13 protein-coding genes are annotated in these 15,540 nt (G+C 69.3%); 9 read left to right on the top strand and 4 right to left on the bottom strand.

What is annotated here, in order from left to right; translation table 11 throughout:
* The first annotated feature begins 19 nt into the window (after positions 1 to 19).
* Together rplQ and truA are read left to right on the top strand one after the other, a co-directional pair.
* Entirely contained in the window at positions 20 to 634 is a 615-nt protein-coding gene (gene rplQ / locus ACQ7HM_RS00440; protein WP_434214303.1) for a 50S ribosomal protein L17, read from the top strand.
* Between the two features lie 15 nt (positions 635 to 649).
* Positions 650 to 1,570: a tRNA pseudouridine(38-40) synthase TruA gene (truA, locus tag ACQ7HM_RS00435; protein ID WP_434214302.1), complete on the top strand. Its 921-nt coding sequence runs from the start codon at positions 650 to 652 to the stop codon at positions 1,568 to 1,570.
* Here truA and ACQ7HM_RS00430 read toward each other — a convergent pair.
* A complete protein-coding gene (locus tag ACQ7HM_RS00430; RefSeq protein WP_434214301.1) occupies positions 1,559 to 1,987 on the bottom strand; it encodes a TM2 domain-containing protein in 429 nt (142 codons plus the stop codon). The genes truA and ACQ7HM_RS00430 overlap by 12 nt on opposite strands.
* Entirely contained in the window at positions 1,984 to 3,048 is a 1,065-nt protein-coding gene (locus ACQ7HM_RS00425; RefSeq protein ID WP_434214300.1) for an alpha/beta fold hydrolase, read from the bottom strand. The genes ACQ7HM_RS00430 and ACQ7HM_RS00425 overlap by 4 nt, the downstream gene beginning before the upstream one ends.
* Positions 3,049 to 3,257: 209 nt before the next feature.
* On the opposite strand from ACQ7HM_RS00425, the gene ACQ7HM_RS00420 reads away from it, so the two are divergent.
* Complete coding sequence (locus ACQ7HM_RS00420; protein WP_434214299.1) at positions 3,258 to 3,938, top strand: DedA family protein; 681 nt, start codon at positions 3,258 to 3,260, stop codon at positions 3,936 to 3,938.
* Positions 3,939 to 3,954: 16 nt separating this feature from the next.
* Here ACQ7HM_RS00420 and ACQ7HM_RS00415 read toward each other — a convergent pair whose 3' ends face one another.
* Positions 3,955 to 6,168, bottom strand: coding sequence for an AAA family ATPase (locus tag ACQ7HM_RS00415; RefSeq protein WP_434214298.1), 2,214 nt, complete (start codon positions 6,166 to 6,168; stop codon positions 3,955 to 3,957).
* A 129-nt stretch (positions 6,169 to 6,297) separates the two neighbouring features.
* Between ACQ7HM_RS00415 and ACQ7HM_RS00410 the strand changes: the two genes are divergently transcribed.
* The 3 genes from ACQ7HM_RS00410 to ahcY all read left to right on the top strand — a co-directional run bounded on the left by ACQ7HM_RS00410 (position 6,298) and on the right by ahcY (position 10,570).
* Entirely contained in the window at positions 6,298 to 7,230 is a 933-nt protein-coding gene (locus tag ACQ7HM_RS00410; protein ID WP_434214297.1) for a cation diffusion facilitator family transporter, read from the top strand.
* Between the two features lie 188 nt (positions 7,231 to 7,418).
* Positions 7,419 to 8,900 (top strand): APC family permease, encoded by a 1,482-nt coding sequence (locus ACQ7HM_RS00405; RefSeq protein ID WP_434215584.1) that lies wholly within the window; start codon positions 7,419 to 7,421, stop codon positions 8,898 to 8,900.
* A gap of 200 nt (positions 8,901 to 9,100) precedes the next feature.
* A complete protein-coding gene (ahcY, locus tag ACQ7HM_RS00400) occupies positions 9,101 to 10,570 on the top strand; it encodes an adenosylhomocysteinase (RefSeq protein ID WP_434214296.1) in 1,470 nt (489 codons plus the stop codon).
* Positions 10,571 to 10,668: 98 nt separating this feature from the next.
* Here the strand turns inward: ahcY and ACQ7HM_RS00395 are convergent, their stop codons facing one another.
* The gene (locus tag ACQ7HM_RS00395; protein ID WP_434214295.1) at positions 10,669 to 11,304 is read right to left on the bottom strand and encodes a dTMP kinase; all 636 of its coding nucleotides are present in this window, start codon (positions 11,302 to 11,304) and stop codon (positions 10,669 to 10,671) included.
* A gap of 141 nt (positions 11,305 to 11,445) precedes the next feature.
* Between ACQ7HM_RS00395 and mtrA the strand changes: the two genes are divergently transcribed.
* Genes mtrA through lpqB form a run of 3 tightly spaced genes read left to right on the top strand, consistent with a single transcriptional unit; the run spans position 11,446 to position 15,540 of the window.
* Entirely contained in the window at positions 11,446 to 12,132 is a 687-nt protein-coding gene (gene mtrA, locus ACQ7HM_RS00390) for an MtrAB system response regulator MtrA (protein ID WP_434214294.1), read from the top strand.
* Positions 12,129 to 13,784: an MtrAB system histidine kinase MtrB gene (mtrB, locus tag ACQ7HM_RS00385; protein ID WP_434214293.1), complete on the top strand. Its 1,656-nt coding sequence runs from the start codon at positions 12,129 to 12,131 to the stop codon at positions 13,782 to 13,784. Before mtrA ends, mtrB begins: the two co-directional genes overlap by 4 nt.
* A complete protein-coding gene (lpqB, locus tag ACQ7HM_RS00380) occupies positions 13,777 to 15,540 on the top strand; it encodes an MtrAB system accessory lipoprotein LpqB (protein ID WP_434214292.1) in 1,764 nt (587 codons plus the stop codon). The genes mtrB and lpqB overlap by 8 nt, the downstream gene beginning before the upstream one ends.

The raw sequence follows: 15,540 nt of genomic DNA, 5'->3' as shown, positions 1-15,540 counted from the left end.
GGACCAACAGGAGAAATCAATGCCCAAGCCCACGAAGGGGCGCCGCCTCGGCGGTTCGGCCTCGCACCAGAAGGCGATGCTGGCCAACCTGGCCACGTCGCTCTTCGAGCACGAGCGGATCACCACCACGGAGTCGAAGGCCAAGCGCCTGCGTCCGTACGCGGAGAAGTTGATCACCCACGCGAAGGCGGGCAACCTGGCCCACCGTCGCGAGGTGCTGAAGGACATCCGCGACAAGGACGTCGTCCACAAGCTGTTCGCCGAGATCGGTCCGTCGTTCGCCGAGCGTGAGGGCGGCTACACCCGCATCATCAAGACGCTGCCGCGCAAGGGCGACAACGCCCCCATGGCCGTGATCGAGCTCGTCACCGGCGCCACCGCGTCGAGTGAGGCCAGCCGCGCGACCCGTGTGGCCGCGTCGCAGAAGGCCGCCACCCCGGCTGCCGAGGCCGCCGAGGCCGCTGCCGCCGACGACAACAACGTGGTGGCACAGGTCGAGGCCGACGCCGACGACGCGGCGGTCGAGAACGCCGACGCCGTCGCCGAGGGCACCACCGAGGAGTCGTGGGCCGAGAGTGCCGCGGAGATCTCCGACGAGAAGTCTGCTGACGAGAAGTCTGCTGACGACAAGTGAGCTGATCGCTCGCAGATGATGTATCCCGACGAACCCGCCGTTGACACCGTCAGCGGCGGGTTTGTTGTCGGCTCCGCCGATCGCGTCCGCCTGAGACTCGACATCGGTTACGACGGGACGGATTTCGCTGGGTGGGCGCGTCAGCCCGGTCAGCGCACGGTGTGTGGCGAGATCGAGGCGGTGCTGACAACGATCCTGCGCGAACCCGTCGTGCTGACCGTCGCCGGCCGCACCGACGCCGGTGTCCACGCGATCGCGCAGGTCGCGCACTGCGACATCGCGGCGTCCGCGCTCGACACCCGCTCACTGCAGAACGACCCGTCGCAGCTCATCCGGCGCACCGCCCGCATGCTGCCCACCGATGTCCGCATCAAGGCCGCCGCGGTGGTGTCGACCGACTTCGATGCCCGCTTCTCCGCGCTGCGCCGCCACTACCGATACCGACTCACCGATGCCGCGTGGGGTGCCGAGCCGGTGTCGGCCCGCGACACCGCGACGTGGTCGCGGCAACTCGACGTGGCAGCGATGAACGCCGCGAGCGCGACGCTGATCGGCCTGCACGACTTCGCCGCGTTCTGCAAACGCCGCGAGGGCGCCACCACCGTCCGTGACCTACAACGGTTCTCGTGGACCCGCGACGACGCCGGGATCGCCGTCGCCGAGGTCGTCGCCGACGCGTTCTGTTGGTCGATGGTGCGGTCACTGGTGGGAGCGGTCGCGACCGTCGGCGAGGGCCGACGGTCGGTGGACTGGTGTGCTGGTCTGCTCGGGGAGACCTCCCGCGCGAGCGCGGTGCCGGTCGCGCCGGCGTGCGGATTGACGTTGGTCGGGGTCGACTACCCGCCGCCGGATCAGTGGGCCGCGCGCGGCGCGGTCACCCGCGAGGTCCGCGGCGCCGTCGGGTGCTGCGGCGACGAACCGAGGTCAGGGTCGTAGCACCAGTCCGCGGCCGTCGCGGGTCCCACCGGAGAGCATCGTGATGGAGTCGACGAGCGTCCAGGTCGCCAGCCCCAACAGGGCGTAGACGCCCAACGGGTGGGTCAGCGCGAGGTACCACGCGAGGATCAGGGTGAGCAGCTGCGCGACCCCGATCACCATGTGCCCCAGATAGAACCGGCCTGCACCGAATCCACCGAGGGTGAGCTGCAGCAGCCCTGCGGTCCGCTTCGAGCGCGACGACAACGGGGTGCCGGTCGCCGGGTCGCGACCCCACGGGGCCCACGGGTCGTCGACACCGGCCATCCCGGGCAGCGAGTAGCCGCTCGAGCCCTTCGGTGGGTGCGGTCGGAACTCGGGGCTGTCCCACCAGGGGTCCCAGTCGATCTCGTCCCTGTCGGCGTCGCGGTCGCTCATGTGGCGCTCCGCTCGTCGGCCATCGCGTCGAGGACGGCCATCTGTACCGCGGCGCCGCCGGTGAGGTCGTCGTCGACCGGGCCCTGCGCCAGCAGACGGCTCCACTCGTTCGAATCGTGGACCATCGGGGTGGTCCCGGCGATGAACGCCTCCACCGCGGACACGAACCGGTCGGGGTCGTCGTGGTATGGGAAATGCCCGGCGCCGGTGAAGGTCTCGAGCTGCGAATGCGGCATCGCCGAGTGTGCGAGGAGTGCGTGTTCGTAGGGGATCACGGTGTCGGCGGTGCCCCACACGAGCAATACCGGCAGCCGCTCGGTGAGATAGCAGCGGTCGAGCATGGTGACGACCTGTCCACGCCAGTCGACCACCGCGCGCAGGGTCCGCATGAACGCGGCGTGCGCGGTCGGGTCGATGAGACCGTTGACGATCCGCAGCACCTCGGTCGCATCGTGCAGCTGCGAGCGAACCGCGGTCGGTGCGGGAAGCGACTGCATGCGGGCGACGACGGTTCCGAGCACCGCGAGGCGTCCGACCGCCTGCGCGGCCGGCAACAGGCCCGGCATCCGCAGCCCGGCGATCACCTGGTGCACACCGGGCAGGGCCAGCACCCGCAGCAGGGGACTCACATCGCGGGTGACGCCACCGGCGGCCACCAGGACGAGGCGTTCCACCAGTTCGGGGAACTGGTAGCAGAACTGCATCGCGACACCACCGCCGAGCGAGTGCCCGATCACCGTCACCCGACGCACGCCGAGCACCGACATCAGGTCGCGCATGCCGTTGGCGTAGGCGGCGACGGAGTAGTCGGCACGCGGCTTGTCCGACAGACCGTGTCCGAGGAGGTCGGGCGCGATGACGGTGAAGTGCGGGGCGAGCAGGTCGATCACCTCGGTCCATGCCGAGGAGTTGTCGCCGATGCCGTGGATGAGCAGCACCGCCGGTCCGCTGCCCGCGGTGCGGTAGGCGCGACGGTAGCCGTGGATGGTGCGGTATTCGACCCGCTGTGTCTGCGCCCGCGTCGGGACCGGACGCAGCGACGACCGCCGCTTGCGCGTCACGATTCGGTTCCTGGGCTGCATCGACGACCTCTTCTGTGCGGAGCACACTGTGTGTCCTGCTGTTTCGAGTAAACCGCAGGTTGGGTCACTTCGCCGACCCATGGGGCGTTTCGGCGTCGATGACCACCCGGTGAACTCCCGATGGTCGGGTGGTGAAACCGCTCTCGCGGCCCGGGGTGGGGGCATGTGCGTGCGTATCGTCGGTGGGCGTGAACCCGTTCGACGTGGACTCTTTCCTGGCGACGGGCGGCCTCATCGGGCTCTGCGTCCTCGTGTTCTTCGAGACCGGGTTGCTCATCGGATTCGTCTTCCCCGGCGACTCCCTGCTGTTCACCGCCGGCATCCTCGCCGCCGCCCCCGACCCCTACGCCCCGCTGTGGCTGCCCTGCGTGGTGGTGCCGATCTCGGCGGCGCTGGGCGATCAGTGCGGCTACCTCATCGGCCGCCGCCTCGGCGAGGGCGTGATGCAGGGCCGGGTCATGCGGTTCATCGGACCCGAACCCGTCGACCGCACCCGCCGATTCTTCGACCGGTACGGCGCGCTGACGGTGTTCTTCGGACGCTTCATCGGCATCGTGCGCACCCTCGTCCCCGTCCTGGCCGGGTTCACCGGCATGCGATGGGCGGCGTTCACCGTGTTCAGCGTGCTCGGCAGCGCGTTCTGGGGCGCGGGCATCATCGTGCTCGGCTACCTGCTCGGCAACGTCTCGTTCATCGCCGACAACATCGACTGGATGATCCTGGCCTCGGCCTGCACCGTCGTCGTCCCGCTCTCGGCGCATCTCGTCCGCCGCGGAGTGATGCGCCGCCGAGCACGCAACGCCGACGCCGCCACGGCGCAGGCGTCGCCCGGGGAGGCGGCCGACGTCACAGTGGACGCCGGCCGCTGATCTCCCGATCTCGGCGCTACCGCAGGTAGGGCTCGGTGCGCCGCAGGTTGGTCGCCGAGAAGTCGTCGGCCACCGTGGCCGCGAGCTCCACGAACGATCGGTGCGCGCCCTTGCCCAGCAGATCGAGGTCCACCTCGGCACCCTCGGCGAGATGATCGTCGAAGGGGATCGACTGCACCGCCCGGCAGCGCGTGAGGAAGTGCTGGCTCAGCTGGTTGGTGTCGATCGTCGATGCACCCGAGCGTGACGAACTGAGCACGACGACCGCGCGGCTGACGAGGTGGCCGTAGCCGTGGGCCTGCAACCAGTCGAGCGTCGCCCCGGCGCTGCGGGCGCCGTCGATGGCGGGCGAGCTCACCAGGATCAGCGAGTTCGCGAGATCCAGAACGCCGTTCATGGCCGAATGGCTCAGTCCCGTACCGCAATCGGTGATGATGATGTTGTAGAAGCGCTGCAACACCTTCATGACGCCGCGGTAATCCTCCTCGCTGAACGCCTCCGCGACCGCGGGGTCGCGCTCGGAGGCGAGCACCTCGAGACGGCTCGGCGCCTGCGAGGTGTGTGCGCGCACATCGCTGTAGCGGTAGATCGAGTTGTCGGCGAGCAGATCGCGCACCGTCGACCGGGTCTGCTGCGGGATGCGCTGCGCCAGGGTCCCCAGGTCGGGGTTGGCGTCGACGGCGATCACGCGGTCGCCACGCAGCGAGGCGAAGACCGAGCCGAGGCCCACGGTGGTCGTCGTCTTGCCGACGCCGCCCTTCAGCGACAGCACCGCGATCCGGTAGTCGCCGCGCACCGGGCGGTTGACCCGCTCGATGAGCTGGTTGTGGACGAGATCGTCGGGGGAGTCGCCCGGGTTGATGGCACCCGCCGACATCCGGTGCACCGCGCGACGCCATCCGCTGTTCGGTGCGCGACGTGCCTTGCGCAACAGCGCCACCTGGTCCAGCGACGCCGTCCCGTTCGCGGGAGGGTACGGACCGTCGACACCCGGGGTCGTGTACGTGAAGCCCGACGGGCCGAATCCCGACTGGCCGTGAGGCGCGGGCGGGGGACCGGGCTGGGTGGGTGCCCCGTATCCGTTGGGCGCGTAGCCCTGCGGGGCGTAGCCCGGAGGCGGTCCGGCGGGCGCGAACCCGCCCGGCGAGGCGAGAGGATCCGAGGCCGGACTGATCGGCGGAGGTCCGGCCGGGCCCTGGCGGGGTGTCTCGAACTGCTGGGCCGGCTCGTACTGCTGGGGCGGCTCGAACTGCTGAGGTGCCTCGAACTGCTGGGGCGGCTCGAACCGGGGCTGGTGCTCGAACGGCGGCGGGCCCTGGAACTGCGGCGGGCCGTCGACGTGCTGTGCACCGTTGACGTGCGGTCCGCCGGTGAAATGCTGCGAGCCGTCGGGCCCGTTCGGGTCGAACGCCGGCGGTCCGCCGAACTGCGGGGGCGCGCCCTGGAACGGCGGCTGCTGATCGAACTGCTGGGGCGGGCCCTGAGGCGGCGGCCCGTCGAACTGCGGACCGCCGGTGAACTGCGGCGGCGCCTCGGTGTGCGGTGGTCCGTCGAACGGCTGGGCCGGGCCACCGAACTGCTCGGACGGGCCGGTGAACTGCGGGGGCGGGCCGGCGTACTGCGGCGGCGCCGGGGGCTGACCCCACGGAGCGGGTGGTGCCTGCGCGGGCCGCCGGTCGGCGTCGGGCGCGGCCCAGGGTGGCGGGGTCGACGGAGGCTGGGTCGGTGCGCCCGGCGGGGGGCCGAAGCCCTGCGCGGGTGCGGGCCCCGGGTCGGCCTGTGGGGCGGCGGCCTCGGAGGGTCCCCGGTCCCGGCTGTCGGGCGCCTGCGGCGTGGGAGCCGACGTGGTGACCCAACGGGTCGCGTCGGCGACGTCGTCGTCGGCGCGCTCATCCTGGGTGGGCGCGGGGTCGGGCGACCCGGCCAGCCACGAGGGCGGCGGGGGTCGGTGACCGGAACCGCGTCCCACCGCGGCCGCCGCGTCGGCGTCGTCGTTCGGTTCGTGATCGGTGTGGCGCCCGGCGGCGCGTGCGGCCGAGTCGTCGTTGCCGGTGGTGTCGTCCCGCGGTGGCTGCTGCAACCACGGCGGTGTCGACGAGATAGCGCTCTTGTCGTAGCTCAACGGACATCCCCTGATAGTCGTGCGGTCATCGGCGACGCCGCCGTCGGCTTCGACGACCACGTCGCTCGGTTCCTCCCCTGCCTGCGGCGCGAAGCGTGCTTCGCGCACAAGCGCCCACAGTTTACTACCGCACACCCTCGGTGCAGGAAGTGGAGTCTCCGCCCGGCAGTAGGGTCATCGACAGGTCGTGACGGCCGGAGCAGGCGGCCACGCCCGCGGTGAGCAGGAGGGATGTCGATGTCGGCAGAGGGTTCGAAGAAGGCGATCGTGGCCGCGCTGGCCGCCAACGCCGGGATCGCGGTCGCGAAATTCGTGGGTTTCGCCGTCACGGGCTCGTCGTCGATGCTCGCCGAGGCGGTGCACTCGGTGGCCGACACGTCCAACCAGGGACTCCTCCTGCTCGGTCAGCGTGAGGCCGCCAAGTCCGCCGACCGTCTGCATCCGTTCGGATATGGCCGGAGCCGGTACTTCTACTCGTTCGTCGTGGCCATGGTGCTGTTCACCCTCGGTTCGCTGTTCGCCATCTACGAGGGCTACGAGAAGATCGTGCACCCGCACGAACTCGAGTCGCCGATCGTGGCCGTGGTCATCCTGGGCGTCGCGATCTGCCTGGAGGGCTACAGCTTTCGTACCGCCTTCGGTGAATCGAAGCCGCTGAAGGGCTCGGCGTCGTGGTGGCGGTTCATCCGCAACTCCCGCAACCCCGAGCTGCCCGTGGTGTTGCTCGAGGACACCGGTGCACTCATCGGCCTCGCGTTCGCCCTCGGCGGTGTCGGACTCGCCACGCTGACCGGTGACCCGATCTGGGACGGCATCGGGACGCTCGCCATCGGCATCCTGCTCGGTGTCATCGCGGTCATCCTCATCGTCGAGATGCACAGCCTGCTCATCGGCGAGGGGGCCACCGCCGCCGACGAACGAGCGCTGTTCGCGGCGCTGGAGGCCGAACCCGGGATCGACCGCGTGATCCACATGAAGACCCAGTACCTCGGACCCGACGAGTTGCTCGTGGCGGCCAAGCTCGGCATCCCCGCCGGGGCGACGGCGGTGACCATCGCCGACACCATAAATTCCGCGGAGGCGCGCATCCGCGCGTCGCTGCCGATCGCGCGCGTCATCTATCTGGAACCCGACATTTATCGAGAACACACCGGGGACCGCGGAAACTGACACCGGACGGGCTCGGCGTGGCAATGTCGTCGACACCATGTCCCGTCCGTTTCGCACCCTTCTCGCTCGCATCCCTTCCCTTCCCTTCGCACCACCGTCAGGAGATCGTCGTGACGCGATCGCAGTCCTCCCAGCCGTCGCGGTCACTGCGACACTCCCTCACCCGGACCAAGTCGGTCGAGCAGTCGATGGCCGACACCGACGAGCCCGGTTCGCAGCTGAAGAAGAGCCTGTCGTGGTGGGACCTCACCGTCTTCGGTGTCTCGGTCGTCATCGGTGCCGGCATCTTCACCATCACCGCGTCGACCGCGGGCGACAAGGCCGGCCCCGCCATCTCCGTCTCGTTCATCATGGCCGCGATCGCCTGCGGTCTCGCCGCGCTCTGCTACGCGGAGTTCGCGTCGACGGTGCCGGTCGCCGGATCGGCCTACACCTTCGGCTACGCGACGTTCGGTGAGTTCCTGGCCTGGATCCTCGGCTGGGATCTGATCCTCGAGTTCGCCGTCGGTGCCGCCGTGGTGTCGAAGGGGTGGTCGAGTTACCTCGGCACGGTGTTCGGCTTCTCCGGCGGCACCGCCGAGGTCGCCGGACTCGACGTCGATTGGGGCGCCCTGGTGATCGTCGTGGCCATCACCGCGCTGTTGGTGCTGGGCACGAAGTTGTCGTCGGGCGTCAGCGCGGTGATCACCGCGATCAAGGTCACCGTCGTCCTACTGGTGATCGTCGTCGGCTTCTTCTACATCAAGACCTCGAACTACGGCCCGTTCATCCCGAAGTCCGAGCCGACCGAGAGTGGTGGGAGTTCGGTCGAGTCGACCCTGTTCTCCCTCATGACCGGCGGCGGCGACTCCAACTACGGCTGGTACGGCCTGCTCGCTGCGGCGTCGATCGTGTTCTTCGCCTTCATCGGCTTCGACGTGGTCGCGACCACGGCCGAGGAGACCAAGAACCCCAAGCGCGATGTGCCGCGCGGCATCCTTTTCTCGCTGGGCATCGTGACCGTCCTGTACGTCCTCGTGACGATCGTGGTCACCGGCATGGTCAGCTACAAGGATCTCGCGACCTCCGCCGGTGACGGTGAGGCCAAGAACCTGGCCTACGCGTTCGGTCTGAACGGCATCACCTGGGCCGAGAAGGCGATCTCCATCGGTGCCCTGGCGGGTCTCACGACGGTGGTCATGGTCCTCATGCTCGGTCAGTCCCGCGTGCTGTTCGCGATGGCGCGTGACGGTCTGCTACCGCGTGGTCTGTCGAAAACCAGCAAGTTCGGCACACCGGCACGCATCCAGCTCATCGTCGGTGGTGTGGTCGCGGTCGTCGCCGCGTTCTTCCCGATCAACAAGCTCGAGGAGATGGTCAACGTCGGCACGCTGTTCGCGTTCGTCGTGGTCGCCGCGGGCGTCCTGGTGCTGCGTCGCACGCGACCGGATCTGTCGCGGGGCTTCACCGTCCCGTGGATGCCGGTCATCCCGATCCTGGCGATCGTGTCGTGTGTGTGGCTGATGCTGAACCTGTCGGCGCTCACTTGGATCCGCTTCGTGATCTGGATGGTGATCGGTGTCGCCTTCTACTTCCTCTACAGCCGACGGCACTCGATGGTCGGCCGTCGTGAGCGGGGAGAGGTGGCGTCGGTCGACTCACCGACACTGTCGAAGTCGCCCCCGGGCTGACCCCGACGGCACCGGCCCGGCGCATCGACGTCGGCGGCCGGGCGGTTGTGGGTGTTCACAGGGGCGTCGACGGTCCACGGTCACCATCACCGGCGAAGCCGGTCGTTCACCGGCCGTTTTTCGCGCTTGAGCGGCGAGTTCGTTAGCCTCTAACGTGACACTCGGGCCCGACCGGTCCGATCGCCAACCAGGAGTAGTAGATGACATCGGTGCAGACAAGCCTCAGTGCGGACAACCTCGGCGGGATCGACTTCAAGGTCGCGGACCTGTCGCTCGCCGCATACGGCCGACTGGAGATCGACCTGGCCGAGGCCGAGATGCCCGGACTGATGGAGCTGCGTCGTGAGTACGCAGATGTGGCCCCGCTGAAGGGTGCGCGCATCTCCGGCTCGCTGCACATGACCACCCAGACCGCGGTGCTGATCGAGACGCTGACCGCGCTCGGTGCCGAGGTCCGCTGGGCGTCGTGCAACATCTTCTCCACCCAGGACCACGCCGCCGCGGCCATCGTCGTCGGCCCGCACGGCACCCCCGAGGAGCCCAAGGGCATCCCGGTGTTCGCGTGGAAGGGCGAGAGCCTCGAGGAGTACTGGTGGTGCGCCGAGCAGATGCTCACCTGGCCCGGCGAGCCCTGCAACATGATCCTCGACGACGGCGGCGACGCCACCATGATGGTGCTGCGCGGCGCGCAGTTCGAGAAGGCGGGCGTCGTCCCGCCGGTCGAGGACAACGACTCGGCCGAGTACACGATCTTCCTGAACCAGCTGCGCGAGCGCTTCGAGACCGACAAGACCAAGTGGTCGACGATCGCCGAGTCGGTCAAGGGTGTCACCGAGGAGACCACCACCGGCGTGCTGCGCCTGTACCAGTTCGCCGCCGCCGGCGAGCTGACCTTCCCGGCCATCAACGTCAACGACTCGGTCACCAAGAGCAAGTTCGACAACAAGTACGGCACCCGCCACTCGCTGATCGACGGCATCAACCGCGCCACCGACGTCCTCATCGGCGGCAAGAAGGTCCTCATCGCCGGATACGGCGACGTGGGCAAGGGCTGCGCCGAGTCGCTCGCCGGTCAGGGCGCACGCGTCCAGGTCACCGAGATCGACCCGATCAACGCACTGCAGGCGCTCATGGACGGCTACGACGTCGTCACCGTCGAGGACGCGATCGGCAAGGCCGACATCGTGATCACCTCGACCGGCAACCTGGGCATCATCACCCTCGATCACATGCGCCAGATGAAGGACAAGGCGATCCTGGGCAACATCGGCCATTTCGACAACGAGATCGACATGGCCGGCCTCGAGAACTCCGGCGCCAAGCGCGTCGTGGTCAAGCCGCAGGTCGACCAGTGGATCTTCGACAACGGCAAGTCGATCATCGTGCTCTCGGAGGGTCGTCTGCTGAACCTCGGCAACGCCACCGGTCACCCGTCGTTCGTGATGAGCAACAGCTTCTCGAACCAGGTCATCGCCCAGATCGAGGTCTGGACCAAGAACGACGAGTACGACAACGAGGTCTACCGCCTCCCCAAGCACCTCGACGAGAAGGTCGCCAAGATCCACGTCGAGGCGCTCGGTGGCACGCTCACCAAGCTCACCAAGGAGCAGGCCGAGTACATCAACGTCGACGTCGAGGGCCCCTACAAGCCTGATCACTACCGCTACTGATCGGCGGCGCGGTCTGATCTGACCGCTCCCGCGACCGCAAAACGCTCCCGCGACCGGAATCCCGGTCGCGGGAGCGTTTTTCGGTAGCGCGAGTGTGTCTACTCGGTGAGCAGATCATCGGCGACGGCGAGCGCGCCGGCGGTGTCGACCACCGACCACGGGGCCATCCAGTCGCGCCGCGCCAGAGCGCGATACAGCTCGTCGACGCGGTTCTGCAACAAGGTGTCGCGTTCGTAGGCGTCGCGGGCACGCGAGGCGTCGAGGTCGGCACGTGAGCGCGCACGACCCATCGCGACCTCGGCGGTCACGTCGATGAGCAGATGGTGATCGGGTACCGGCAGACCGAACCGGTGGTACTCGATCTCGGCGACCCACCCGACGGCCTCACCGTCGGCGTCCTGCTCACACCGCGCGGCGGTGTAGGCCGCGTTGGAGGCGACATACCGATCGAGGAGCAACACGTCGCACCCGGCGAGACGTTCGCGGATGAGCCCGGCCGCACCTCGCCGGTCGAGGGCGAACAACATCGCCATCGCGTACGGGCTCGAGCGGAGATCGCCGTGCTCACCGTGCAGGGCCTCCGCGGCGATGTCGGCGTGGACCGATTCGCCGTATCGCGGGAACGCCATCGTCGCCACGCGATGGCCGGTCGCGGTCCACCGCTGGGTCAACCCGTCGACCAGGGTCCGTTTGCCGGCGCCGTCGAGACCTTCCACCGCGATGAGAACTCCCACACCGCCGATGCTAGCCAGCCGCACACGGCAAGTGCGCTCACCTGCACACGGACGCGCCGTCATCGATGTGCGGTGACGTGCCGGTCGGAGACCCGCGGGCGTCGGCGCGCCACCCGCCCGTTCACCCGTCGCAATGTCACCATGGGTGACATGAAGCCCAGGATTCTCGTCGTCGACGACGACGCGGCGCTCGCCGAGATGCTCACGATCGTGCTGCGCGGTGAGGGCTTCGAACCGTTCGTCGTCGGCGACGGCACCCAGGCGTTGGCCGCGGTCAGGGAGATCCGCCCCGATCTCGTGCTGCTCGACCTGATGCTGCCCGGGATGAACGGCATCGACGTGTGTCGGGTCCTGCGTGCCGATTCCGGTGTCCCGATCGTGATGCTCACCGCGAAGAGCGACACCGTCGACGTCGTCCTCGGTCTCGAGTCCGGCGCCGACGACTACATGGTGAAGCCGTTCAAGCCCAAGGAACTCGTCGCCCGCGTGCGCGCCCGGTTGCGTCGCACCGACGACGAGCCCGCCGAACTGCTGTCGATCGGTCCGATCGAGATCGACGTCCCCGCCCACAAGGTGACGCGCGAGGGCAACCCGATCTCGTTGACGCCCTTGGAGTTCGACCTGTTGGTCGCACTCGCCCGCAAACCGCGCCAGGTGTTCACCCGTGACGTGCTCCTCGAGCAGGTCTGGGGATATCGGCATCCCGCCGACACCCGCCTGGTGAACGTCCACGTCCAGCGCCTGCGCGCGAAGGTCGAGCTCGACCCGGAGAACCCCGAGGTCGTGCTCACGGTGAGGGGGGTCGGCTACAAGGCCGGCCCGCCGTGATCCGCGCCAACCCCTCCCGGTCTGCCCGCATCGGGCGCGGTCGTCGCCGTATCAACCCGACCTTCCCGCGTTTCCTGCGGCGGTGGTCGGCGACAGGTCGCGTCACCGGACGTCTCTGGCGTCGGTCGCTGCAGCTGCGTGTGGTCGTGTCGACGATGGTGCTGTCCCTGGTGGTGCTGCTGATTCTCGGGTTCGTCCTCACGAGCCAGATCACCGACCGGCTGCTCGACCAGAAGTTGCGCGCGGCCACCGAGGAGATCGACCGGGCCCGCACCTCGGTCGAACGCGACCTCGCCGGCGGCGACACCAACGCCTCGATCACCAATCGGCTGCAGCAGACGCGCTCGATCCTCACCGACCGCGACGTCGGCACCACCCCCGCATCCGGCGTGGTCGGCACCTTCGACACCGTCCTCCTGGTGCCCGCCGGTCCGCAGGACTCGGCGTCGGTGGGGCCGGCCGACGAGATCCCCGACAACCTGCGCGCGATGGTGCGCGGCGGTCGGATCGCCTACCGCTACTCCTCGGTCGCCGAGAGCGGCGGCAAACGCTCACCCGCACTCATCATCGGCACCCCGACCGCGACCGGCGTCGCGGGTCTCGAGCTCTACCTGGTGTTCCCGCTGACCAACGAGGAGAGCACCGTCTCGCTGGTGCGCGGCACCCTGTTCACCGGCGGTCTGGTGCTGATCGTGTTGCTGGCGGCCATCGCCATGCTGGTGTCGAGGCAGGTGGTGATCCCGGTGCGGTCGGCGTCACGGATCGCGGTGCGCTTCGCCGACGGTCGACTCAAGGAACGCATGCCGGTGCGGGGTGAGGACGACATGGCACGGTTGGCGATGTCGTTCAACGACATGGCCGAGAGCCTCTCGAAGCAGATCAGCACCCTCGAGGAGTTCGGTGGACTGCAGCGTCAGTTCACCTCCGACGTCAGCCATGAACTGCGCACCCCGCTCACCACCGTGCGCATGGCCGCCGACGTCCTCTACGAGTCGCGCGACGACCTCGACCCGGTGAACAAGCGGTCGGTGGAGCTGATGAACAGCGAACTCGACCGTTTCGAGACGCTGCTCGGTGAACTCCTCGAGATCTCCCGCCACGACGCCGGTGTCGCCGAACTGGCCGCCGAGAAGATCCCGATGAGCATCCCCATCGACGGCGCGCTCGCCACCGTCCGCCACCTCGCCGCCGACACCGACACCCCGCTGGTTCTCGATCTCCCGTCCGAACCGGTGATCGCCGAGATCGATCCGCGGCGCGTGGAACGCATCCTGCGCAACCTGTTGGCCAACGCGATCGACCACGGCGAGCAGAAACCGGTGACGCTGACCATGCGCAGCGACGGCGACGCGGTGGCCATCACCGTCCGCGACCGCGGCATCGGACTGCGGCCGGGGGAGGAGAAGCTCGTCTTCAACCGGTTCTGGCGATCCGACCCGTCGCGTTTCCGCCGTTCCGGCGGCACCGGGCTCGGCCTGGCCATCAGCATCGAGGACGCGCGGCTGCACAACGGGCGCCTCGAGGCGTGGGGTGAACCCGGCTCGGGGGCGAGTTTCCGCCTGACGCTCCCCCTGGTCCGCGGGCACAAGGTGTTGGGAAGTCCTTTGCCGCTCAAGCCGATCGGCGCACGTAAGGTCACCGGACGTGAGTGATGCCCCACGACGGCGGCGTCGGCTCCCGGTCGCGGTGCTGGCCGCGATCTGCGTCGCGGTGACCGTGAGCGCCGGATGCGTGTCGATCCCGACCAGTTCGAGCCCTCAGCCGATCGGCACACTGCCCAGTCGGGCGCCGGCGGTGTCGGTGCCGAGTCCGTTGCCCGGGATGAGCCCCGAGGCGCTCGTCCGTGACTTCCTCAAGGCCTCGGCCAACCCCGGCTCGGGCCACCTCGCCGCGCGGCAGTACCTCACGTCGTCGGCGTCGGACGGATGGGACGACCGCGGCGGCTCGCTGATCCTCGACTCGATCAGCGTGCTCACCGACGGCCGCACCGACGACACCTTCACCGCCCGGCTGATCGCCGACAACACCGGTGTGCTGCAACCCAACGGCCACCTCATCCCCGCGACCGGCAAGGTGGAGTCGCGGCTGACGATGCGACTGGTCAACGGGCAGTGGCGGATCGACGGCGCGCTGCCCGCCGGCGCGATGGTCGATCGCACCCAGTTCGTGTCGAGTTACCGCGCGCGCAACGTGTACTTCCCGTCGGTGTCGGGCGACCGCCTCGTCGCCGACCCCCGGTGGCTGTACTCGACCGGCAACGACGTCAGCGACCAGTTGGTCGACATGCTCATCTCCGGGCCCTCGGACGAACTGTCCCGCGCGGTCGATTCCGCGTTCCCCTCCACGGCGGCGCTGCGGGGATCGATCGAGGGCATCGGATCGGGCGGGGTGCGGCTGCAGCTGACCGGGCTGAGCTCGCTGTCCGAACGCGACCGCACCCTCCTCGCCGCCCAGGTCGTGTGGTCCCTCGACCGCGCCGACGTCCCGGGCCCCTATGTCATCGACGCCGACGGCGCGCCGCTCAACGAGCGGTACTCGTCGGGATGGACCACCGGTGACGTCGCGTCACTTGATCCCTCGGGTGCCGCGCAGTCGTCGCCTGCGCTGATGGTCATCCGGTCGGGGTCGCTCGCCCGCGTGACGGGAACCGGCCTCACCCCGGTCGAGGGTCCACTGGGCACCTCCGGCGCACTGTTGTCGGCGTCGGTGTCGTCGGACGGCAAGCGCGTCGCCGCGGTCACCCGTGGCCCCGCGGGCGGTCCCGCGATGCAACTGCAACTCGGCGATCTCGGTGCGACACCGGTGACGGTGGCGTCGGGACGCACGATCTCGCGGCCGTCGTTCGGACCCGACGACGACACCGTGTGGGCTGTCGTCGACGGTCGCCTGCAGCGCTTCTCGCGCGACGCCACCGGCGCCCTGCAGGCCCCGCGAACCGTCGACACCGGCGCCCTGGCCCTCGTGGCGCGCGGCGACATCACCGAGGTCCAGGTGTCGCGCGATGGGGCGCGCGCCGCCGTGATCGTCGGCGGCACACCGATTCTCGCCGTCATCTCCACCACCGGACCGGACACGCAGGCGCTGACCGGTGCGCGCGACGCCGCGTTCAACATCGGCGGCGAGGCCGTCTCCCTCGACTGGGTGTCCGGCGACACCGTCGTCGTCGCCCGCAGCACCTCCGACTCCCCGATCGTGCAGGTCAGCGTCGACGGGACACCGGCGGTCGGTCTGCTCAGCGGCAACCTGACCCCGCCGGTCACCGCGGTGGTGGGGGACCGCTCCACGCTCTACGCCGCCGACAGCCGCGGCATCCTCCGGCTCGGCAGCACCGACGGCCAGCCCGACCAGTACTGGAACGAGGTCGCCCCGACGATGGGGTCGCAGGCCATCCCGGTCCTGCCCCAGTGA

The organism is Williamsia sp. MIQD14 (assembly GCF_051025635.1).
Taxonomy (GTDB): domain Bacteria; phylum Actinomycetota; class Actinomycetes; order Mycobacteriales; family Mycobacteriaceae; genus Williamsia_A.
Note: the sequence above shows the minus strand (reverse complement) of the source record. Positions and strands in the feature narration are given on the sequence as shown.

Excerpts from the sequence above, each read along its gene's own strand:
- rplQ (WP_434214303.1), top strand. The coding sequence starts at position 20 with ATGCCCAAGCCCACGAAGGGGCGCCGCCTCGGCGGTTCGGCCTCGCAC.
- truA (WP_434214302.1), top strand. The coding sequence starts at position 650 with ATGATGTATCCCGACGAACCCGCCGTTGACACCGTCAGCGGCGGGTTT.
- ACQ7HM_RS00430 (WP_434214301.1), bottom strand. The coding sequence starts at position 1,987 with ATGAGCGACCGCGACGCCGACAGGGACGAGATCGACTGGGACCCCTGG.
- ACQ7HM_RS00410 (WP_434214297.1), top strand. The coding sequence starts at position 6,298 with ATGTCGGCAGAGGGTTCGAAGAAGGCGATCGTGGCCGCGCTGGCCGCC.
- ACQ7HM_RS00405 (WP_434215584.1), top strand. The coding sequence starts at position 7,419 with ATGGCCGACACCGACGAGCCCGGTTCGCAGCTGAAGAAGAGCCTGTCG.
- ahcY (WP_434214296.1), top strand. The coding sequence starts at position 9,101 with ATGACATCGGTGCAGACAAGCCTCAGTGCGGACAACCTCGGCGGGATC.
- mtrA (WP_434214294.1), top strand. The coding sequence starts at position 11,446 with ATGGGTGACATGAAGCCCAGGATTCTCGTCGTCGACGACGACGCGGCG.